This window comes from Agarivorans sp. MS3-6, from assembly GCF_054112545.1.
Window position 1 is genome coordinate 3,403,735 of sequence record NZ_CM134202.1, and the last position, 19,837, is coordinate 3,423,571.

General features: G+C 43.4%; 17 protein-coding genes. 11 read left to right on the forward strand and 6 right to left on the reverse strand.

Going from position 1 to position 19,837, the window contains the following annotated elements; all coding sequences use genetic code 11:
• Nucleotides 1-64: 64 nt before the first annotated feature.
• Nucleotides 65-583, forward strand: coding sequence for a heme utilization cystosolic carrier protein HutX (gene hutX, locus ACVFI8_RS15670; protein ID WP_457871872.1), 519 nt, complete (start codon nt 65-67; stop codon nt 581-583).
• The gene (locus tag ACVFI8_RS15675) at nt 580-1,092 is read left to right on the forward strand and encodes a pyridoxamine 5'-phosphate oxidase family protein (RefSeq protein ID WP_248712652.1); all 513 of its coding nucleotides are present in this window, start codon (nt 580-582) and stop codon (nt 1,090-1,092) included. Before hutX ends, ACVFI8_RS15675 begins: the two co-directional genes overlap by 4 nt.
• A 366-nt stretch (nt 1,093-1,458) precedes the next feature.
• Here the strand turns inward: ACVFI8_RS15675 and ACVFI8_RS15680 are convergent, their stop codons facing one another.
• Nucleotides 1,459-3,090, reverse strand: coding sequence for a methyl-accepting chemotaxis protein (locus ACVFI8_RS15680; RefSeq protein WP_457871874.1), 1,632 nt, complete (start codon nt 3,088-3,090; stop codon nt 1,459-1,461).
• Between the two features lie 249 nt (nt 3,091-3,339).
• Nucleotides 3,340-4,374: a DUF2157 domain-containing protein gene (locus ACVFI8_RS15685; protein ID WP_457871876.1), complete on the reverse strand. Its 1,035-nt coding sequence runs from the start codon at nt 4,372-4,374 to the stop codon at nt 3,340-3,342.
• Between the two features lie 172 nt (nt 4,375-4,546).
• On the opposite strand from ACVFI8_RS15685, the gene ACVFI8_RS15690 reads away from it, so the two are divergent.
• On the forward strand, nt 4,547-5,305 hold the full coding sequence (locus ACVFI8_RS15690; RefSeq protein WP_248712649.1) for a hypothetical protein: 759 nt from the start codon (nt 4,547-4,549) through the stop codon (nt 5,303-5,305).
• Here the strand turns inward: ACVFI8_RS15690 and ACVFI8_RS15695 are convergent.
• On the reverse strand, nt 5,302-6,198 hold the full coding sequence (locus tag ACVFI8_RS15695) for a pyridoxal-phosphate dependent enzyme (protein ID WP_371923137.1): 897 nt from the start codon (nt 6,196-6,198) through the stop codon (nt 5,302-5,304). The genes ACVFI8_RS15690 and ACVFI8_RS15695 overlap by 4 nt on opposite strands.
• A gap of 1,110 nt (nt 6,199-7,308) precedes the next feature.
• Here ACVFI8_RS15695 and ACVFI8_RS15700 point away from each other — a divergent pair.
• The 3 genes from ACVFI8_RS15700 to ACVFI8_RS15710 all read left to right on the forward strand — a co-directional run bounded on the left by ACVFI8_RS15700 (nt 7,309) and on the right by ACVFI8_RS15710 (nt 11,309).
• Entirely contained in the window at nt 7,309-7,869 is a 561-nt protein-coding gene (locus tag ACVFI8_RS15700; RefSeq protein WP_248712647.1) for a hypothetical protein, read from the forward strand.
• 109 nt (nt 7,870-7,978) lie between these two features.
• Nucleotides 7,979-8,449: a methyltransferase family protein gene (locus tag ACVFI8_RS15705; protein ID WP_248712646.1), complete on the forward strand. Its 471-nt coding sequence runs from the start codon at nt 7,979-7,981 to the stop codon at nt 8,447-8,449.
• A gap of 196 nt (nt 8,450-8,645) precedes the next feature.
• Nucleotides 8,646-11,309 carry a family 14 glycosylhydrolase gene (locus ACVFI8_RS15710; RefSeq protein WP_457871877.1) on the forward strand — a complete coding sequence of 888 codons (2,664 nt, stop codon included), beginning with the start codon at nt 8,646-8,648 and terminating at the stop codon, nt 11,307-11,309.
• Nucleotides 11,310-11,328: 19 nt separating this feature from the next.
• Here ACVFI8_RS15710 and ACVFI8_RS15715 read toward each other — a convergent pair whose 3' ends face one another.
• Nucleotides 11,329-11,823: a GNAT family N-acetyltransferase gene (locus tag ACVFI8_RS15715; protein WP_457871878.1), complete on the reverse strand. Its 495-nt coding sequence runs from the start codon at nt 11,821-11,823 to the stop codon at nt 11,329-11,331.
• Between the two features lie 238 nt (nt 11,824-12,061).
• On the opposite strand from ACVFI8_RS15715, the gene ACVFI8_RS15720 reads away from it, so the two are divergent.
• The 3 genes from ACVFI8_RS15720 to ACVFI8_RS15730 all read left to right on the forward strand — a co-directional run bounded on the left by ACVFI8_RS15720 (nt 12,062) and on the right by ACVFI8_RS15730 (nt 16,296).
• The gene (locus ACVFI8_RS15720) at nt 12,062-13,363 is read left to right on the forward strand and encodes an anaerobic C4-dicarboxylate transporter (RefSeq protein ID WP_457871879.1); all 1,302 of its coding nucleotides are present in this window, start codon (nt 12,062-12,064) and stop codon (nt 13,361-13,363) included.
• Nucleotides 13,364-13,690: 327 nt separating this feature from the next.
• The gene (locus ACVFI8_RS15725; RefSeq protein ID WP_248712642.1) at nt 13,691-15,580 is read left to right on the forward strand and encodes a DUF294 nucleotidyltransferase-like domain-containing protein; all 1,890 of its coding nucleotides are present in this window, start codon (nt 13,691-13,693) and stop codon (nt 15,578-15,580) included.
• Complete coding sequence (locus ACVFI8_RS15730; RefSeq protein WP_248712641.1) at nt 15,580-16,296, forward strand: 3'-5' exonuclease; 717 nt, start codon at nt 15,580-15,582, stop codon at nt 16,294-16,296. The genes ACVFI8_RS15725 and ACVFI8_RS15730 overlap by 1 nt, the downstream gene beginning before the upstream one ends.
• A gap of 81 nt (nt 16,297-16,377) precedes the next feature.
• On the opposite strand, the gene ACVFI8_RS15735 is transcribed toward ACVFI8_RS15730, so the two are convergent.
• Complete coding sequence (locus ACVFI8_RS15735; protein WP_457871880.1) at nt 16,378-17,955, reverse strand: BCCT family transporter; 1,578 nt, start codon at nt 17,953-17,955, stop codon at nt 16,378-16,380.
• Between the two features lie 321 nt (nt 17,956-18,276).
• A complete protein-coding gene (locus ACVFI8_RS15740; protein ID WP_248712639.1) occupies nt 18,277-18,552 on the reverse strand; it encodes a DUF6471 domain-containing protein in 276 nt (91 codons plus the stop codon).
• Nucleotides 18,553-18,665: 113 nt separating this feature from the next.
• Between ACVFI8_RS15740 and ACVFI8_RS15745 the strand changes: the two genes are divergently transcribed.
• Both ACVFI8_RS15745 and ACVFI8_RS15750 read left to right on the forward strand, forming a co-directional pair.
• Nucleotides 18,666-19,070, forward strand: coding sequence for a DUF2170 family protein (locus ACVFI8_RS15745; protein ID WP_248712638.1), 405 nt, complete (start codon nt 18,666-18,668; stop codon nt 19,068-19,070).
• Nucleotides 19,067-19,762 (forward strand): PspA/IM30 family protein, encoded by a 696-nt coding sequence (locus ACVFI8_RS15750; RefSeq protein ID WP_248712637.1) that lies wholly within the window; start codon nt 19,067-19,069, stop codon nt 19,760-19,762. The genes ACVFI8_RS15745 and ACVFI8_RS15750 overlap by 4 nt, the downstream gene beginning before the upstream one ends.
• Nucleotides 19,763-19,837: the final 75 nt, after the last annotated feature.

A 19,837-nucleotide genomic window follows, 5' to 3' on the forward strand; every position in this document is an offset into this window, starting at 1 on the left:
CTCCAACGCACTGCTGCGTTTAGGTAGATACGAAAAGAGTAACAATGATTGATAGGAGATTTTGATGGTGTTATCGCTGGCCGAGGTAATTGAGCAACACAGTGAACTTAGTGTGGCTCAGCTAGCTCAACAAGCTAAGTGCAGTGAAGCTGAAGTCGTTGCACACTTACCTGAACATTGGGCATGTTGGTTGCCACATGAGCAATTACAGTGGTTAATGTACGATTTACCTAGCTGGGGGCCGATGACGACCATCGTGCAAGTTGCTGGTTCGGTGTTTGAAATAAAAGACAACTTTCCATGTGGAAAGCCCGGCCACGGCTATTACAATCTAATGGATAAGCAAAGCCATCTTCATGGTCACCTTAAACTTGAAAATATCGCCAGTGTTGCTTTAGTGAGCAAGCCCTTGCGTGGGGTAGAAAGCTACTGTTTTCAGTTTTTTGATGATAATGGCGACACCATTTTTAAAATTTATTTAGGGCGGGACCGTAAACGCGTATTGTTGCCGAAACAAGTAGAGCGCTTTGAAGTTTTGAAACAGAATATGGCCCTAACGGAATTAGAGAACACATCGTTATGATTGATAAGAAGCAACGTTTAGCATCACGCCTTGGCCCTGAAATTGCCGAATTTATTGCTAGCCAACAAAGCATTTTAATTGCTTCTATTGGGGAAGATGGCTTTCCACATAGTTCTTATTCTCCTTTTGTTAGTTATCAGGGAGCATTTTACATTTTAATCAGTGATATATCTAAGCACGCAGATTACCTGCGTGCTCACGAAAAGGCCGCTGTGATGTTGATCGCTGATGAAGTTGATACTAAACAGATTTATGCGCGAAAGCGGCTAAGTTATGACGTTATCGCCAAGCAAGTTGATAGTGAACCTCGTGAACAAGTATTGGATTTGTTAGAGCAACGCCATGGCGAAATAGTGGGAAACTTACGCCAGTTAGCCGACTTTAGTTTATTTGCTTTATCACCCGTGAAAGGTCGCTATGTAAAAGGATTTGGTCAAGCTTTTGATATTCAGGGGCTTGATGATGTAGATTTTGTGCACTTGAAGGAAGGGCATAAAAAACGAGCCTAAGGGCTCAGGGTTTACACCCAATGGGGCTTAGCAGCCCTGGTACGTAAGTACTCTCTCCACACTCAGCGTAAGCTGAAACCTTGGGTCTTATTAGACTGTAGCTGCACTAGATTTAGTGCAGCTTTTTTTATGCTTTTTTTTGAGTCATTGGTTAGTCATACTCTCTTTGTATCAATACCGCGTAAGCATTAAGCTAGAAGTATATTAGATGGTGTCAGCACTAGGTTTAGTGCGGCTTTTTTATACTTTTTTTTGAGTCATTGGTTAGTCGTACTCTCTTTGCATCAATACCGCGTAAGCAGAAACCTTGGGTCTTATTAGACTGTAGCTGCACTAGATTCAGTGCAGCTTTTTTATACTGTTTATTTAGCCTGAAACTTTAAAACGACTGAGTTGTTGGTTAAGTGATTCAGCCTGCTCTAAAGCTCTTTGGGCGTTGGCTAAAGATTCGGTAGAGTTTTCTAAGTTAATTCTAGTTTTGTCCGCTAGCTCATTTAAGTTACGGTCAATGTCTTCGGTTACATGGCTTTGTTCTTCAGTAGAAGTCGCTGTAGATGCAGATACCTCGCTCACTCTAGAGGTGGATTCAAGGATTTGATTAAGTGCCGTTAAGGTTTGATTCGCTAAGTCTACCGTTCCCTCGGCGACAGTAGATCCTTTGTTGATTGCTTCAACAGCTTGAGTTACTCCACTTTGTAAAGCTTCAATCATTTTCTGAATATCTTCAGTTGATTGTTGGGTTTTACTGGCCAAACTTCTTACTTCGTCGGCCACCACCGCAAAACCACGGCCTTGCTCGCCTGCTCGGGCTGCTTCAATCGCGGCATTTAGCGCCAGTAAATTGGTTTGCTCGGCAATGCCTCGAATAACATCTAGCACTGAAGCAATGCGGTCAGAATCTTGAGATAAACTCTCAACAACATCTGAGGCATTTTGCACGGTATTTGAAAGTAAGGTGATGTGCTCTACGGATTTTTTAGTAACATTTTGCCCTTGTTCAGTTTGGCTATTCACAGTATTTACTTCTTCTGCAGCATGGTTGGCGTTATTAGCCACCTCGCGAATAGCGGCTGCCATTTCGGTCACCGCTGTGGCGATCATTTCGACCGATTGGTTTTGTTCCTTACTGACTTCTGTGGTTTGCTCTGATTTTTGACTGATGTTAATTATCGACTCACTGAGTTCATTAGACAGCTTATTAACATTGTTGATTAGGCCTTCTAGCAACTCGACAAACTGGTTGAAGCTGTTTGCTAACTCGCCTATTTCATCTTGTCGTTGTACTTCTAATCTTTGGGTTAAATCGCCGTCACCTTGTGAAATATCGTTTATTCGGGTGGTAATACGTGTAATCGAATCAACCAATATTTTAGGGCCATAATAGGCCAATAAAATAGATAGAATAACGGCTGTAATGGCTACAATACTCAGTGCATTAAGTTGATTATGTACCGTGGCTTTAGACTCTCGTTCAATGTCATTAGCTAATTGCTCAGCGGCTTCAGTCGCTGTGTTGTAAAGATCTCTTACGCTGTCGAAACTACTGAGGCTGAGCCCTTTACTTAATTCGATAGCTTGTTTGGTATTGTTTGCTTTAAGTAGGGTAAACACTTCTGAACTGTGCTTTTCCCACTGACTAAATCGCTGCCCAAAGCTATCGAGACCTTGGGTAGCGCTAGGATAAGCACTCAGCAAATCTTTAAATTTCTGCATCCGCTGCTGGGCTTGTTGGGCATTCTCTTGATAACTGGCCAAAAAGGCTGCTCGCTCTTCAGGTTTTGCTTCAATGGCCTCAAGTTCGGCAACCCTGGCTTGATAGAGGTCGCGATCAGCATTAAGTACCGAAGCTAATGCTGGTAATATGTTTTCTTCTACCGTAGCTAAACTGATAGAAGTACTTTTCCCTACGTTAAATCCGATCAGTGATACTGTTATTAGCAGTATTGCATTTACCGCAAATATCAGTGAATACCTAAATCTTAAACTCTTAACATTCATGTTTATAACCACTCACACATTTCATTATTAATGACATAAAAGTAAATAAAACAAAGTCATACCCTCGTAACTTGACTATAAGTTTAGATTGTTTTTTTTAGTTAGTGGGTTTTGTTAAGAGCTTTTCTTGTGAAAAAACGAATGGCTGAGTGGCTTTAACCCTAAAGAGGTAATCCATTTGGCAGTACTGAAAAATGGGAATGTTCAGCTAGCGTTGGAAACGTTTAAGGGCTAAAACTATGTCTAGAATTAGTGCGCTTTACTGGCTAACAGCTCCTGCAAAGCAAGCGGCAAGTAGGCACGAAGTTTACTGCTTAAACTAAGTTGGTGTTTCTGCCAGAGGATCCCAAGGTAAACGATGGCTAAACCGATAATGGTGAGAGAGATTGGAAACAACCAACTGTCTTGAAATACACTATCGGCTAAGTGGTACAAGTAGGCAAAGCTGCCAAAGGCGGCAAATACCACAAACACTTTACGGGCCAAAATTACCCCACAGAGCATCATTACTAAGTTTGTCACAAAGTAGCCAAGTTTAGCCAGTTCACTGTTTGAATCTTGCATCGTGAGGCCACACCAAAAAGTCAATACGCCAAACAGGTAAAGCCAAAAAGCGTAGTCACCACAGTGGCGGCTGCGAATATCCACCCAAAAAGCAATGAGTATCATAGCCAAGCCAAAATAGAGCGACACCAAGGCCCTAAATAGGTAATCGGGGCGATGCCCCGTTAGCATTGCCGCAATATCCATACTCATATACCAAAGGGTTACGGCGATAGGTAATATCATGAAAGGGTAGCGATAATGCCAGCTAAGGATCAGCCCCACCACTAAGGTGGCTACTTCCATGTAAATCCATTGCCACTGGATATAGCGATGGTAATCCTGATATTGGCTAGATGACGGCCACCAGCCCATAGCCTGTTGTAAGCCATATATCGCTAGCGGTGTTAAACAAATAACAAAGGTGGCGCAAAGGCCAGCAGGAATGACAAGCCCTTGATTTTTTAAGCGTTGGCACAGTATTAAGGCTAATACAGCATACCCCAAGCTAATACTAACGATTCCCCAACCACCAAAGCCTTCCCATGCAAGATTCATAAATAGTGTCATTGCGCCAATGGCAATTAAACCGCCGAAATAATACAGCAGATGGGTAAAGTTAAAACGCGGAGTATGGCTGTCTTGCTGCTGGAGAAACAGGTGCAAGCTATCGGCTTGTTGCTCACTAATAATGCCTGCTTGGGCGGCTTGCTTAAGAGCGTGTTGAGATATTCTAGCCATTGATTTACCAATCCTTTTCAACTTGGCTTTAGCTTGCCATTGTCGAGGCGTTAAAACCAAGTGTTTAGTCATAAAAATATCAGTGATGAAAAAATAGAACGGCCAAATTGAAATTGATAAAAGCCACTACACTTAAATAATGGTTAGTGATTAATCTGCAATTGGAGCCTTTATGAAGCGCTACTTATTACAGGTAATGATGACGGGTGTGTGGCTATTGGGGCATTCGGCGTCGGCCGAAGATCTGCTGGTGGGTAAAGTTTGTCCGGTGACTTATCAGCAACAAAACGTGGGTATACTGGTTTTCTCTAAAGCTTGGTACCACAGCGGTCGTCAGCAAGCTTCTTATATTGCCCGCGACAACGCGACAGGCGTTGGCATAGAAATACACCTATTCGCCAATACTGATGGAGAACTAGATTTAGATAATAAAGCACAATGCAGCCAATATCGGATCTTGCAAGTTCGCACCACAAATCGCCGTTTACTCGATGGTGAGCAGCGTTCACAAGTGGATGCTCCGAAGCAGTTACTGGAGCCATTTTATGATGCGGCACCGCTTGAGCATGGTTACGGGGTGCATGATACCCCAGAAGATAATCGAGATAAGCCTTGGCAGGGACGCCCTAAACGTTCATCTACCTTGGCCATTTACGACACGCCATTCGTGTCAGATGCCTTAGGTAAAGAAGGGCAAGATATTCAGGTTGAGTTTGAAACTTGCGTGGTCTGTCAGCGTGATGTGGGTTATGACAGCATTCTGTCTTGCGGGCGTTGGGGTTATGTTCGGGAGTTTTTAGATGAAAATACCGGCTGGGCAGAACCAGAGTTTAATGGAACCGAATGCCTAAATACGCCCACTGAAAGTTATCAAGAAACGGTCAATCTAGCTGAAGACTTCCAGTACAGCTATTGGTTAAATTGGCGCTAAGCACTTAACTGCGGATATTTTCGTTGGTAGCGCGCTAGCATACTCTGATTACCTAATAAGCCACCTTGGTGAATATACAGTGTTGGTGTGCTGTCAGTGTGGGCTCCAAGATAGCTCACTAAGCATTGCCAACCAATAGGATCATATAGTAAGTCAAACTCTATCGCCGTTTGCTGATTTAATGCTAGCCAAGTTTGGTAATGCTCTAGGTAGAGTTTGCCAAAGTGAAACTTTTTGGCGCGAGGCAATATTGTAGGGTGTGTGCTGATATCGCTATTTAGCAGACTAAATTGTAAACGTAAATAATCTTCATCGCCTACGCAGGTGCAGCTAAGCACATGAATGCTTGGGTTAAACTTACAAAAATATTCACTGAGGAATAACGCTGTGGTGCCGGTCCCTGCGGGAAGCATTACATTTAAGCGCGCAATACCGTGTTGTAACTGCCATTGTTCTATTTCTTGCGCCAGTAGCACCACACCTTCTCTGGCGTATTCACAGCGTCCGCCTTCTGGAACAAACAATTGCTGCTCGGTTAAACAGGGTTTAACCAATTGCTGCATAAAGTTATCAAGGTTGGCTATTTGTTTACCCAGTAAGTTTCGCACCTCAATAATACGAGCACCTAGCTCGATGGCTGCTTGATAATTACCGCTAGGGTTTTGTCGCAGCCAGCTAGGAATATGATCAACGTAAAACTCACACTGCCAATTCTTCAGCTTTGCTAAGGCCGCGAGTGAATACAATGAATTGGCCTGTGGCGAGCCACTGCTTACTACTTGAGTGACTTGCGGCTGTTCATTTACCAAGAAGTGATAGAACTTGCGTGCTTTATTGCCAGAAAAGCGTTTATCTAGCAGATCGTCTCTTTTTACGAACACGGGGTGTCCCATAAACTGGACTGATTCAATGGGGGAGGGGCTAAACACATTTTCACCATGTTATGGGTTAAAACAGCATTGCAGTCAGTGTACGTAGGCTCGCTTGCGCTTTAAAGTACAAATCGCTGCTGTTTAACAAGTTTTATGGGGCTGAAGCGACAAACGGTCGAGTATCTCAGAGAAATGTGAAATTACTGTGACGGATTTTTATCTGCCTAAAAGATCTTAACTTTGTTGAAGTGATCCGCCGGCGATCGCTTGCTCAGCCCAATGGTGACGGCAAAAAGATTCATTTTGTGGACTAGCTGATAGTCATCACAAATAAAAATAGATGCCTTTGTTGAATTTTCACTTGCCATTAAGAGTAACAACTGCCGCTAAACCCATAAGCGATATAATCAACTGATTTTGGCCGCTTTAACCAAACAGCTTTTCCCACAAAAACAGTGCACAAAGCTGTGGATAAAATTCGCTATGCTATTTGTACTGTGGCTTACAGCGTTATCAATTTCAGCGTCAATAATGTCACCCAAAATTAGTAAAAAATTCTTTTTTGTCGCTTCTCTGTCAACTAACGTTGACTTTTTTTGCTTCGTAAAAATAAGTACAAAATTCGAAAGTTGTTTGTATGCTTGTTTTGACAGTTAAGCCTTAAAATTTGATAGCCCAAAACACACCTTTGGCCCTTTTTGGCTTTAACTGACTGATTAAGAAGCGATACTACGCAAGTTAAAAACATAACAAGGCCTTAGTTTTTGTAAGTCGAAGAACGCATTTAGTGCATCATGGTTACTTAATACTCTTTTTATTAGCGCTTAGCGCTGTTCTACTAGTATGTTTTCCTTTGAAGAATAAGCTTTTTATTAGTTAGCGAATATTTTCTATTAATTCGATTGATTGGTTACACAGGCTCAGCAAATGTTAATAACTTGGTCTTTTGTGCATAAGTTTACCGAAAATGGCTATCTTCAGTGGTTTTTCGGATACCAGCAGAACTGCTGGGGCAGCGCTCGATCTTTGTTATAGGATCTTCTTTTTAACTTATGCTTCTTTGTGTTTGCTAGCGAGCAGATGTTGTTTGTTGCTTAACTCGGTTACATTATGTGGTTTAGAGGAGTGACAATGAAACACATTAAAAACCTGATTGCCCAAGGCAAGAGCAAACAAGAAATCTACGATTATGCGGTAGAGCAAGATTGGAATTTACGCCGAGTTACTCGAGTGTTAGCCAGCCAACCCGATAGCGAGGCACTTAACAAATATGCTAAACAAAAAGCACTATTGTTAGCGGTATTGCAGTTTATGGTGTTGAGTAAATTAGTATTTGGTTTAATGGCCGCAGAGCAAGTGAGTGTTCCTTTACTTATGGCCTTGTTGTTACCAGCGCTTATCCCTTTGCTGATTATATTTATGATTTTCAAAAATGCGCCAAATGGCTATTTGCTGTTAATGGTATTTGCAGGCTTTTCGGTTTATCAAAGTTTGCCTTATATTAATCAGTTAGAAGGCATCATAAATTTGCTACTAAGCGCGGTATTTGCAGGTTTTACTTACTATCTTAAAAGGCGTTTGTTTCCATTTCAAAATTTGTTTCACTCAGCCATTACCAGCCGCGGACATTACATTTTTCAAGTTGCGGAACCAAGCAACATTGACCCAGCAAAAGCTGAAGAGCATGATTAACTAAGGCTTGAGATTGTTTGGCTAATGTTTAACTTGCTGCAAGGTGAATAAACATTTTGGTTCTCGCATTGATGATTGCTTATCCTTTTTTCTCACACAAGGCTTCGTTATGCTAACACGCATGCAACTCTTAATTCCCCCTCCGGTTTGGTTAATGATGGCCATGGGCTTGGCTTATGTTTTTAGCTGGCTGAATCATCATTTTATCGCCATTTATTTTCCGCAGTGGCTGATAAGCTTACGCTGGGCTATTGTTACACTGGCATGTGGTATCGCCTCAATTAGCGTGTTTGGTTTTTTTAAGGCGCGAACCACTATTAACCCCCATCATCCTGAACGGAGTAAACACCTGTTGGTTGACGGCATTTATCGCTTTAGCCGTAATCCAATGTATTTAAGTTTGGTCATGTTGTTGTTAGCGTGGTGCTTGCATCTGCAAGCAATACTGAGTCTTTTCAGTATTGCCTGGTTTGTTTATGCTATTAACCAATACCAAATAAAGCCAGAAGAGGTAGCGCTTCGTGAACATTTTGGTGAAGCCTATCAGCAATACTGTGGCAAGGTTCGTCGCTGGCTATAAAGTGGTTTTCGGTTTTAGCGGGTTTTATCGTTGCCGCTTATCTCAGATCAACTTGGAAAATTGGCGACTTCGGTTACACTACAAATACACATAATGTGATCTATGTCTCCTTTTTGTCAGCTGAAAGGCTTTGCAGCCTTGCTGTTAAGCAGCGGACTAGGGATAACTAGCACAGTTTTTTTAGAGTAAGCTACTAATGGCTAATCCGATAACAGCGCGCAAAGCTTGGGTGAAGGGGTCTTTACCTCTGGCCGAATATGCCGCTTCTTGCACCGCAGCCCAGCTCCAGGGCTTATCTCCACAACTTCGTAACTTACGTCAAAATGGTGTTGACGCAATCGTTGTTCCTGTTCATTGGCGCTACATTGCTCCTTTTAGCGCAGAGCAATTAGAGGAAGAAGTTTATTGGTCTTCGTTGCAGCGTTTGTCTGCACATTTAGTCTCTCACGGCTTTAAGCTACAGTATCAATTGTTCTTTTCTTCTGATACTCAACAAGGCGTTGAGCAGCGTTTGCCCGATTGGTTTTGGGGTTCTATGCTGGCTAAGTTGCCCGCTGAGCAAAGTGCAGATGCGATTAAATATGTAAACCAATACGGCCGCGACAATACCCAAAGTCCCAGTATGTGGGCAGAAGCTGGCTTAATCGAAAGCTTTAGTCAGTGGATGCGCTGTTTTGCTGAGCATATGAGTGAGTTTGCTCCACGCTGTGAAGCTATTTTGCTGGGTCTTGGTCCGAACGGTGATGCCTGTTTACCATGGGGCGAACGCGATGGTCAGCCTATTTATCAAAGCTTTAGCCCTACCGCATTAGCGGCTTTAGCGGCCGACATGCAACAGCAATATGGCTCAGAGCAAGCTTGGCTAAGTTTGTGGGAGCTTGGTGGCGATACCCCCTGGCAGCAGCAACTTAGCGAAAATCTAAGTCGGTGTTATCAAGCTAAAACTAGCAATACTTGCTTCAAAGAATTCAACACTTGGTATGCCAAAAACTGGCAACGCTATGTGGGTAACATGTTGGAACAGGCGCAAGCTTGCTTTATTAACAGCTGGGCTGATAGTCAGTTATGTTTGAACCTTCCTTTACCTGAGTTAACTGCCAGCGACCATCCTTGGTTAGGTTGTTTAACGGGCGTAAATCCACAGCCATGGCTAGACCGCCCGCAATTGTTAGATTATCAGATTGAGCAATTAGAATTCTGGCATAAACAGGCTAATGGCCGTTTGCTGATTGTAGCCACTGGGGCAGAATCGAGCCATGCTACTCGGGTGAACCAGGCCTTGCTGACGGCTATACGTAAGTTAAAAATACCCGCTTTGGTACAAAATGCTCAGCCGCAAGCCCTGTCTAGTCACCCTGGTTGGGATCAGTTGTATCACTCGGTACTTCACGGTAGCGCTTTTCAAGGCTGGATCTTCAACGATATGTCGCAGCTCAACGAGCAAGCGATAGTTAAAGGGCGTTTGTCGCAACTTAACAAGTTTAAATATCAAGTCGCTGAAACCAAACAGCTTGGTAAAAAGCAATTTAGAGTGATGGGTCCGCTTCACCTTAAAGTGGCTAATCAAAAACAAATGCTCGACGAAGAGAATTGGAAGCAGTTTGAAGCCCAATTACGACAGTTACGTAGCATTGGAGTTACCGCCATTTCTACCGACATTTGGTGGGGATTAGTAGAAGGTGATAAACCCGGTAAGTTTGATTGGAGTTACTACGATAGAGTGGTGGCCTTGCTGAAACGCCTAGGTTTGCAATGGGTGCCGATTTTGTCTTTCCACCAAGCGGGCGGCAACGTGAATGACGACTTCATGCAAGCTATTCCGCTTTGGTTATGGGGCCGGTTGCTAGAAAGCAATGACCAGCTTAACTCGGTACAAGATTTACAGTACGTATCAGAAACGGGCGATGCTTCCATGGAGTATGTCTCGTTATGGGCTGATGAGTTTGTGATGCCCTATTACCAGCGCTTTATGGAAGCGTTTAAGCAGCACTACATAAACCAAGCCGGTTTAATGGACGAGATCAACGTCAGCTTAGGCCCTGCGGGTGAATTACGTTACCCAAGCTACAATTCGCATGATTGGGGTAATTACCCTAACCGCGGTACCTTGCAGTGTTACAGTCGTTTAGCTAAGCAGGATTGGTTAAATTATCTGAAGCAAAAGTACCATAGTATTGCCGCGCTAAATGGTAGCTTTGGTTTTACTTGGGAAAGCTTTGAACAGGCCGACATTCCTGATGCAGAATGGCTATTTAGTCATAAGCGTTATATCCATAACGCGTGGGCGAGGGAGTTTCTTACTTGGTATCACAAAGCCTTAGTGGCCCATGGCCGTCGTATTTTTGAAAACGCCTTAAGTGTGTTTGACGATGACGCGTTTGGCCAAGTGCCTATTGGTATTAAGATCCCAGGAATCCATTGGGTAGTGAGTGACCCTGAATTACCACGTGCAGCTGAAATTACCGCCGGCTTAATTGCTGTGCATCCTACGTTAAGCAGCACTAATCAGCAGGAATACTTGGGTTTACTTAAAGCCCTGTTGCCTGAAGGTAAGCAGTCTAGAGCTGCAATCCACTTTACTTGTTTGGAGATGATCAACAAAGACTACGAAGGCTACTCGCGTGCCGCTGACCTCGTTGATTGGATGGCAGATGCCGCCGATGAATGCCAAGTATCACTAATGGGTGAAAATGCCCTCGCTGGCGAGCTTTATGGCGAACAAGGATGGAAGCAAATGGCGCGAGCCTTAACGCGTGCGCCGGGTTACGATGGATTAACCTTATTGAGAATGCAAAACTTCTTTGACGACGAGCCCACGCCAATGCGTGAGTTAAGAAAGTTAATTAACCGCATTTCTTAATGCAGAGTTAGTAAACCAACTAAGCGCAGTAATTTAACTGCGCTTTTTTTGTGCTTAATTGTTGTTGAACAGCCGTAGCAGTTTTGGCAAAGCTGACGTAGTGCTTATGGTGAACGTAAGGCCCAAAAGGTGCGGTGAAGTGATAGCCGTGTTTTAAGTAAAACTGAACAGCTTGAGTATTACTTTTGCGGGTGGCTAAATTAATGTGCTGGTAACCCTTTATCAGCGCTAGTATCTCCAGTTCTTTTAACACCCATTTACCCACTCCGCGTTGATGCGAGTAAACCCGTTTAATTTCACAAGTACCTGGTTGTAGATAACGAAACCCTCCGCAGGCTATGGCTATCCCGTTACGCTTTGCTAATAAAAATATCGCTTTCTCATCGTTAAATTCGCTTTCGTTAAAGTATTCAAAGGCGGGTGTACCACTTAACGTTAATAGTGAAGCCGACAAGGCACCAATTAGTTTTTGGCTCTGTTTGCTATTAGGATCTGCTTGGCAAATTTCTATCATTATTTTGTCAAAAATTTAATCATTACATACAGATAATTAATGCTAGTCTTACTAACAAATATTGCATTTAAGTTAACGGCAGATGATATTTCCCTTACCAAATTATTGGTTATTAAGTCTGTTAAATTAATAAGATTTGGTGTTTAAGTCTGATTTTTCTTGTTTGTTTGATTTGATCATCTATTGGTTGGGTTGAGTTTGAAGTAAAGTGCGTCGCAATTAGAGCTTGGGAGGATTTATGATAACAATTGAGTTGCTGGTGGTATTAGCGGCCATATTTATAGGCGCACGTTTAGGCGGTATCGGTATTGGTTTTGCTGGTGGCTTAGGGGTATTAGTACTCACCTTAGGTTTAGGTATGGCTCCGGGCACTATTCCTATTGAAGTGATCCTGATTATTATGTCGGTGATAGCGGCGATTGCGGCTATGCAAGTTGCTGGTGGCTTACAGTACTTGGTGAACATTGCCGAGCGAGTGTTACGAAGCAACCCCAAGCAAGTCACCTTTTTAGCGCCAATTGTTACCTACATTATGACTTTATTTGCAGGTACCGGGCACACCGCATTTTCTACTTTGCCAGTCATTGCAGAAGTGGCAAAAGAGCAGGGTATTCGGCCATCTCGCCCGCTCAGTATTGCGGTAGTGGCCTCGCAAATTGCTATAACAGCTTCACCTATCTCTGCAGCCGTTGTACTGATGAGTGGCATGTTAGAAAGTAAAGGTGTGGGTTATATCAGCTTATTGATGATCTGTATTCCTGCTACGTTTATTGCCTGTATGATAGGTGCCTTTGTTGCTCAGTTTATGGGCAAAGAGCTAAAAGACGATCCTATTTATCAAGAACGCTTAGCGCATGGTTTAGTGAGCCGTCGTGATGCCACTAGTACAGAGTTACCTGCTGGGGCCAAGCGCTCAGTAATGATTTTTTTAGTTGCGATTGTGGCTGTGGTTTTCTATGCCACCGCCATTAGTGATGCGGTAGGGCTAATTGAGAATCCAAGCCTGCCTCGTAATGAAGCCATTATGGTGTTTATGTTAACCGCCGCCACCGCCATTGCGATGTTCTGTAAAGTAGATACCGGTGAAGTACTTAATGCCGCGACTTTTAAATCAGGCATGAGCGCCTGTATATGTGTATTAGGCGTAGCTTGGCTGGGCGACACCTTTGTATCGGGTCACATAGAAGAAATTAAATCGCTATCGGGAGGCTTGCTAGAAGGACATCCGTGGATGCTGGCGCTAATTCTATTCTTTGCCAGTATGCTGTTGTACTCGCAAGCTGCCACTACCGCTGCGTTAATGCCGTCGGCCTTTATGTTGGGCGTTAGCCCTGAGGCTGCCATTGCTTCGTTTGCGGCAGTAAGCGCGCTGTTTGTATTGCCTACCTACCCAACCTTGTTGGCGGCAGTTGAAATGGATGATACTGGCTCGACTCGCATTGGTAAGTGGGTATTTAATCACCCCTTCGTAGTGCCCGGTATTGTCACCATTGCTAGCTCGGTAATGATAGGCTTTGTCCTCGCTGAGATTATTTTGTAAAGCTCTCGATGTAAGCTTAGAGCGGCTAGCCAGATATCCGCGCCCATTACGGTTAATGCTTGTTTAGAATAAACATGCTTTAGCTATATTGGGCGCTTTGGGTTTGATGGTTTGGTTTTTCCTGTTTTGTGGCTAATTCTATTAGTTGAAAACAAGGCAATCGAACGTCCAACTAGACGCTATTTATCTTAGGTTTAGTCGGCGGCTTTTGGCGTGCAAATTGAACATTAATTATAGTGATTTGAGGGCCAAGCTAACTGCAACTCAGCCGCAGATGCCATATACTAACGGTTAACTATTTACGCTATCTTCAATATCGAGCGAATAATGAAAGTCGAGCTACTTGAGATTCGAAATTTCATCTGCCAATACCCGCCATTTGACAAGTTACCTGACGAAGCCTTAATCGAAGTGTCAAAAAGCGTCGAAATCTCATACTACCGCGCCGATAGCATGATCATTGAATTTGGCCATAAAATACATGATCTCTTTATGATCCGCAGTGGGGTCGTTGAGATATATCGTCGTACTGGTGAGCTTTATAACCGACTTGATCAAGGAGGCTTATTTGGGCAGATGGGACTATTAACTAACAATAAAGTCCGTTTTCCCGCTAAGTCTATTAAAGACACGCTGTTGTACTGCATACCGCAGCATATCTTTGAGGAGTTTTGTGAGCGCTATGATGTGTTTGCTGACTTTGTCGAAATTGAAGGGACTATTCGATTGCAGCAAGCAGTTGAAGAAAATAGCGACGATGCCAACTCACTCACCACCTCAAAGGTGAAAACTATACTCAGCGGCGAACCGGTGATGCTGGCATCTACCACGACTATTCAAGAAGTGGCCAAAATCATGTCTGAAGAAAATGTCTCGGCAGCGCTAATTAATAACCCTAATCTTGCTGATGAAGGGGGGGATAGCTTTGTGGGCATTATCACTCAGCGCGATTTATGCGCCAAAGTCATTGCGCAGGGTTTAGATGTTGATACCGAAGTGGTAGAGGTGATGTCTACCGAGCTTATCTCTTTAGATCATAACGCCTATATTTTTGAAGCCATGTTATTGATGCTTCGCTATAACGTGCACCACTTGCCCATTCTTAAGAATAAGCAACCCATCGGCTTGATTGAAGTTACCGATATCATTCGCTATGAATCTCAAAACAGCTTGTTAATAGTGAGCAGTATTTTTCAGCAAAACAGCATTGAAGATCTGATTTTATTATCGAGTCAACTTAAAGACTGCTTCGTGCGTATGGTTAACGAAGATGCTAATTCGCATATGGTGGGGCGGGCCATGTCGGAAATAGGCCGAAGTTTTAAGCAGCGTTTGCTTGAGTTAGCAGAAGAAAAATTAGGGCCGCCGCCGGTGCCTTATTGCTTCTTGGCATTAGGGTCTATGGCACGTGATGAGCAACTAATCGTAACCGATCAAGACAATGCCATTATTTTAAGTGACCAATATCAGGAGTCACAGCATGGTGACTATTTTAAACAGCTGGCTACTTATGTTTGTGATGGTTTAGCTGCTTGTGGTTACACCTATTGTACAGGCGATATCATGGCGACTAATCCTGAGTTTCGAAAAACCCAAAGCCAATGGGAAGAGTGTTTCTCTGATTGGATTGATAACCCCAATCCGCAGGCACTGCTTAATAGCTCGATTTTTTTCGATCTAAATGGTGTCTATGGCAGACCTAAATGGGCTGAACATTTAAATGCCTTCATCCTTAGAAAAGCCAAAAAGAACAATCGCTTTCTAGCTTGTCTTGCTAGAAATGCCTTAAACCGCACACCGCCACTCGGATTTTTTAAAGATTTTGTAATGGAAAAAGATGGTCGGCATAAAAATTCAATTAACTTGAAGCGACGTGGTACCGCGCCTTTAGCTGACCTTATTCGCGTGCATGCCTTGGCGATAGGTTCTCAATCGCAGAACTCCTTCGATCGCTTAGAAGACATTATTGAAGCGGGGATATTACCGCCATCAAAGGGTAAAGATCTTCAACATGCGATGGAGCTGATATCTTTAGTGCGTATTCGCCATCAAGCCTTAGACATAGAGAACGAACAAGAACCAGATAACAATATTGAGCCTGAAAATATGTCTGATTTTGAAAGGCGTAATTTGAAAGATGCTTTTCTAGTATTAAGTAGCGCGCAAAACTTTTTGAAGTTTCGCTATACGGCCAATAGTATGCAGCAGGGTAAATAATGCCCAATATCACTAATCAAGAAGTTTTAAATTGGCAAGCATTTTTAAAAATCAAGGCCTTGGAGAGCAAAGATAGCCGCTTACGTAAGTTTTATAATGTGGGCACTTACCAGGCGGAAACAAAGCTTAAGGATATTGATTTTGTCGCCTTAGATTTTGAAACGACCGGTCTAGATGCTAAAAAAAACAGCATAATTAGCATTGGCTTGGTGCCATTTACGCTACAACGAATAGCCTGTAGAGAGGCTAAACATTGGTTTGTCACCCCCCAAGACAAGCTCCAAGAAGACTCGATCGTCATTCATGGCATTACCCATTCTGATTTGCAGGGAGCGCCTAGTTTACTGCGTATTTTAGAGCAATTGTTGGATGAGTTAGCGGGTAAGGTTGTGGTGGTGCATTACCGCAGAATTGAGCGTGATTTTTTGCATGCCGCACTGCGTGGCTTGATTAACGAAGGCATCGTTTTTCCACTGGTAGATACCATGCAAATTGAGGCGGATATTCAAGCAGCTCGACCAAAAAAGATTATCGACTGGTTTAAAAAGCCTCAACCATTTTCAATTCGTCTTGCTAACAGCCGAGCGCGCTACAACTTGCCCATCTACCCTCCGCATGATGCGCTGACTGATGCCATTGCAACCGCTGAGTTGCTACAAGCACAGATCAATTACCATTTCAGCGCGGATACGCCAATTAACAAACTGTGGCTATAAGAGCGGCCGCTGCACAATATTGAAAATAAAAAAGCCGAGGACTCATCGTCACTCGGCTTTTATAGAGTAATGGTTAAGCGATTAACGCAACCGTTTTTCGGTACGTAAGCCCATTAGCAAGCTCACACACATCACCAGCAAAATAATGGTGAACGGTAAGGCCGTTGATATAGCGCCAGCTTGCAAGGCTTGAATGGCTTCGGTGCCACCCACCCATACTAGTGCCGCAGCAATTGCCCCTTCAATGGTCGCCCAGAATATACGCTGAGGAACCGGAGCATCAACTTTACCGCCTGATGTAATGCTATCAATCACTAATGAACCCGAGTCTGATGAGGTTACAAAGAACACCAATACCAACACAACGGCTAATAGTGACAAGATACTTCCCATTGGCAAGGCATCAAACATCTGGAACATAGCCAAGGGAACTTCTGTTAGGCCTTGCTCGCCTAAAGTGCCCACTTTGTTGACGATTTGGTCTATCGCAACGCCACCAAATACTGACATCCACAGTGTAGTAACAACCGTAGGTACGATTAAAACAGCGGTAACGAATTCACGAATAGTACGACCGCGTGAGATACGCGCTATGAACATACCAACAAAAGGTGACCATGAGATCCACCATGCCCAATAGAAAACAGTCCAGCCATGCATCCAAGCTTGGTCTTCACGACCGATCGGGTTACTCAGAGGAATAATGTTTTCAAGGTAGCCCATAATGGTCGTAGGCACGGTTCCCATTGATACTGCAAAGGTCACCAAGGCAACAAATACCACCAAGGCTAGTGCTAGCAGCATATTGATATTACTGATTACTTTTACGCCACCATCAATACCACGAACGACCGAAACCACCGCTAATAGGGTCACAAAAACTATGATGCCAATTTGCAGCAGTAAGCCGTTATCCATGCCAAATACATGGTGAAAGCCACTAGCGGCTTGTTGAGCCCCAAGCCCCAGAGAAGTAGCCAGACCAAATAAAGTGGCTAGCACCGCCAAAATATCCACAACATGCCCTGGCCAACCCCACGTGCGGTCACCCAGAATAGGGTAGAATACCGAACGCATTGAAAGTGGTAAGCCTTTGTTATAAGCAAAAAATGCCAGCGATAGCGACACAACACCGTAAATAGCCCATGGATGAAGGCCCCAATGAAACATGGTCGCACCCAGTGCGAGTTTGGCGGCTTCTGGTGTATTGGCGGTTACATTAAGTGGTGTTTCGTACCAACCTGTGAAATAAGCGACAGGCTCTGCAACACCCCAAAACATTAAGCCAATTCCCATACCTGCAGCAAAGAGCATGGCAATCCACGACATCATCGAATAATCGGTTTTGGCTTCATCGCCACCTAAGCGAATTTTTCCGTAGGGAGAGACAATCATGGCTAAGCAAAAAAGCACAAAAATGTTGGCTGACCACATAAACAAGCCGTCAAAGGCGCCAATGATTTGCCATTTGATCCCGTCTAAAGCGGCTTTTGAGACTTCCGGGTCAACCAGCAATATGGCAACTAAGAATACGCCTATCAAGGAAGCACTAATCCCAAAAACCGGGTTATGTACATCAAAACCCCACTTTTGAACGTTATCTTGTCCGACTGTGTAATCAGTATTATCGATACTATATTTATCTTTATTGGTATTCATTGGTCCTCGTTTAGAACAACTCCATAGGATTTTGTAAAGATAGTTTACATTATTAGACGATAATTTGCTGAGCACTCTGGAGGTAATAAGATCTCGTATTGCTGTTTAGCGCAAAGACAGCCGCTCATAGAGGTGGTTTTAGGCCCGATAGTGCCAAGAGTTTTTCGTTTTAATGCACTTTGAGATACCAGCGTCATAGGTCGATATTGTGCTGATTGCTCAATCACTAATGATATAGCGAACGATTAACGGTGATGGCTTCCACCAACTAAACATGCCGATGGGTTATAAGCTGCTGTGGATGAAGTAAACATCGTTTTACTATTTGTCTTTATTGGCGATGATGTCGCTCAGTGCCTGTGTTGGCATGTCTAAAATTTCTACTAATACAATAAATAAATCAGTGGGCAGGGTGCCTGCATACACCTTACTACGAAGATTACCTTCTTTCATTTCAATGTCTCGCTTGGCTAACTCATCCGACAAATATTTGTATTGAACCCCCTTTAATTGCATCGCCGATCGAATATATCGCTTAATACTGTCTTTATAAGGCTGCAAGGCTTGTCGATTTCTAATACTCTGTTCTGGGTTCATCGCTTTTTGACACTCATTCGACTGTAATCATATACAACGAATGTTAGTAAAACTTGACACAAGAGTCAAACCTGCTACATTTGTTAGCTATAACTAACACATAAGGAAACGTTATGTCGTGGAATTCAGCATCACTTGAATTACTTGCCCAGGCTCATCCTGATTGGACAGTAGATAATGACGGTGGTTGTTTGTGTATCACCAATGACGAAGGTATTGATGCCTTTGCTTACATTGGCGAGCAACAGATGCTTATTGAAGTTGTTTTATTTGGCTGCGATGCGGTAACAGACAGTGCCAAACTGAATGACTTGATTTTACGTACTCATCATTTACTGCCCTTGTCGGCGATTGGCATTAAGCACATTGGCGACAAAGATTACTACACCGCATTTGGTGCGCTTTCAACTAAGAGCCTCGATGCTGTAGTAATAGAAGAAATTGAAACCCTTTATTCGAATGTTAGTGAATTTATCGAATTGTATAGCGAATTTACCCAGTTGGAGACGTCAGTATGAGCTTAAAAAGAATTTGGAACGCACTTAGAGGCGCCACTAATGAAGGCCTAGAAGCTGTTGCTGATAGCCAGTCAATGCGTATTTTGGATCAAGAAATGCGTGATGCGAAAACAGAGTTAGAGGCTTGTGACCGAAACCTAACTACTATTATGGCTAAGCGCAAGTTAGCGCAAACCAAAGTAGAGAGCATTTCTGCTGACATTGATACTTACACTCAGCATGCCATTGCCGCGAGTGAAAAAGCTGATGAAGCTTTGGCCTTAGAATGTGCCGAGCGCGTGTCAAACTTAGAGGTGCAACTCGCTACCGAGCAAGAAATTTACAAGAGTTACTTAGGCACAGAAACGTCGCTTAAAACAAACATTGCTAAAGCGAAAGCCAGCGTTAAACGCTTAGGCATTCAAATTGATCAAGTAAAAGCGACAGAGTCTTTACAAAAAGCCCAAGTGGCAGGTTCTTCACACCATGTGGGTGCTAACTCTAAAGTGAAAACCGCCTTAGATAGCTTAGAGCGCATTAAAGAGAAGCAGGCTTTACGCAGTGCTGAGTTATCTGCCGCAGAAGAACTCGCCGCTGAAGATAGCGGTAGCAGCTTAGACGAGAAACTAAAGCAAGCGGGTATTGAGTCTGGCGGTCAATCTACTGGTAGTGATAAACTCAAGCAGATATTGGCCCAAAAACAGGCAAAATAAGTGCTGCTTTATAAAGTGCGCCGATTATTTTCGGCGCTTTTTTTTCGTGCTAATGGCACAGCAATAGCCCTCTCG

Coding starts and splice junctions, on each gene's coding strand:
- hutX (WP_457871872.1), top strand. CDS start 65: ATGGTGTTATCGCTGGCCGAGGTAATTGAGCAACACAGTGAACTTAGT.
- ACVFI8_RS15675 (WP_248712652.1), top strand. CDS start 580: ATGATTGATAAGAAGCAACGTTTAGCATCACGCCTTGGCCCTGAAATT.
- ACVFI8_RS15680 (WP_457871874.1), bottom strand. CDS start 3,090: ATGAATGTTAAGAGTTTAAGATTTAGGTATTCACTGATATTTGCGGTA.
- ACVFI8_RS15685 (WP_457871876.1), bottom strand. CDS start 4,374: ATGGCTAGAATATCTCAACACGCTCTTAAGCAAGCCGCCCAAGCAGGC.
- ACVFI8_RS15690 (WP_248712649.1), top strand. CDS start 4,547: ATGAAGCGCTACTTATTACAGGTAATGATGACGGGTGTGTGGCTATTG.
- ACVFI8_RS15695 (WP_371923137.1), bottom strand. CDS start 6,198: ATGGGACACCCCGTGTTCGTAAAAAGAGACGATCTGCTAGATAAACGC.
- ACVFI8_RS15700 (WP_248712647.1), top strand. CDS start 7,309: ATGAAACACATTAAAAACCTGATTGCCCAAGGCAAGAGCAAACAAGAA.
- ACVFI8_RS15705 (WP_248712646.1), top strand. CDS start 7,979: ATGCTAACACGCATGCAACTCTTAATTCCCCCTCCGGTTTGGTTAATG.
- ACVFI8_RS15710 (WP_457871877.1), top strand. CDS start 8,646: ATGGCTAATCCGATAACAGCGCGCAAAGCTTGGGTGAAGGGGTCTTTA.
- ACVFI8_RS15715 (WP_457871878.1), bottom strand. CDS start 11,823: ATGATAGAAATTTGCCAAGCAGATCCTAATAGCAAACAGAGCCAAAAA.
- ACVFI8_RS15720 (WP_457871879.1), top strand. CDS start 12,062: ATGATAACAATTGAGTTGCTGGTGGTATTAGCGGCCATATTTATAGGC.
- ACVFI8_RS15725 (WP_248712642.1), top strand. CDS start 13,691: ATGAAAGTCGAGCTACTTGAGATTCGAAATTTCATCTGCCAATACCCG.
- ACVFI8_RS15730 (WP_248712641.1), top strand. CDS start 15,580: ATGCCCAATATCACTAATCAAGAAGTTTTAAATTGGCAAGCATTTTTA.
- ACVFI8_RS15735 (WP_457871880.1), bottom strand. CDS start 17,955: ATGAATACCAATAAAGATAAATATAGTATCGATAATACTGATTACACA.
- ACVFI8_RS15740 (WP_248712639.1), bottom strand. CDS start 18,552: ATGAACCCAGAACAGAGTATTAGAAATCGACAAGCCTTGCAGCCTTAT.
- ACVFI8_RS15745 (WP_248712638.1), top strand. CDS start 18,666: ATGTCGTGGAATTCAGCATCACTTGAATTACTTGCCCAGGCTCATCCT.
- ACVFI8_RS15750 (WP_248712637.1), top strand. CDS start 19,067: ATGAGCTTAAAAAGAATTTGGAACGCACTTAGAGGCGCCACTAATGAA.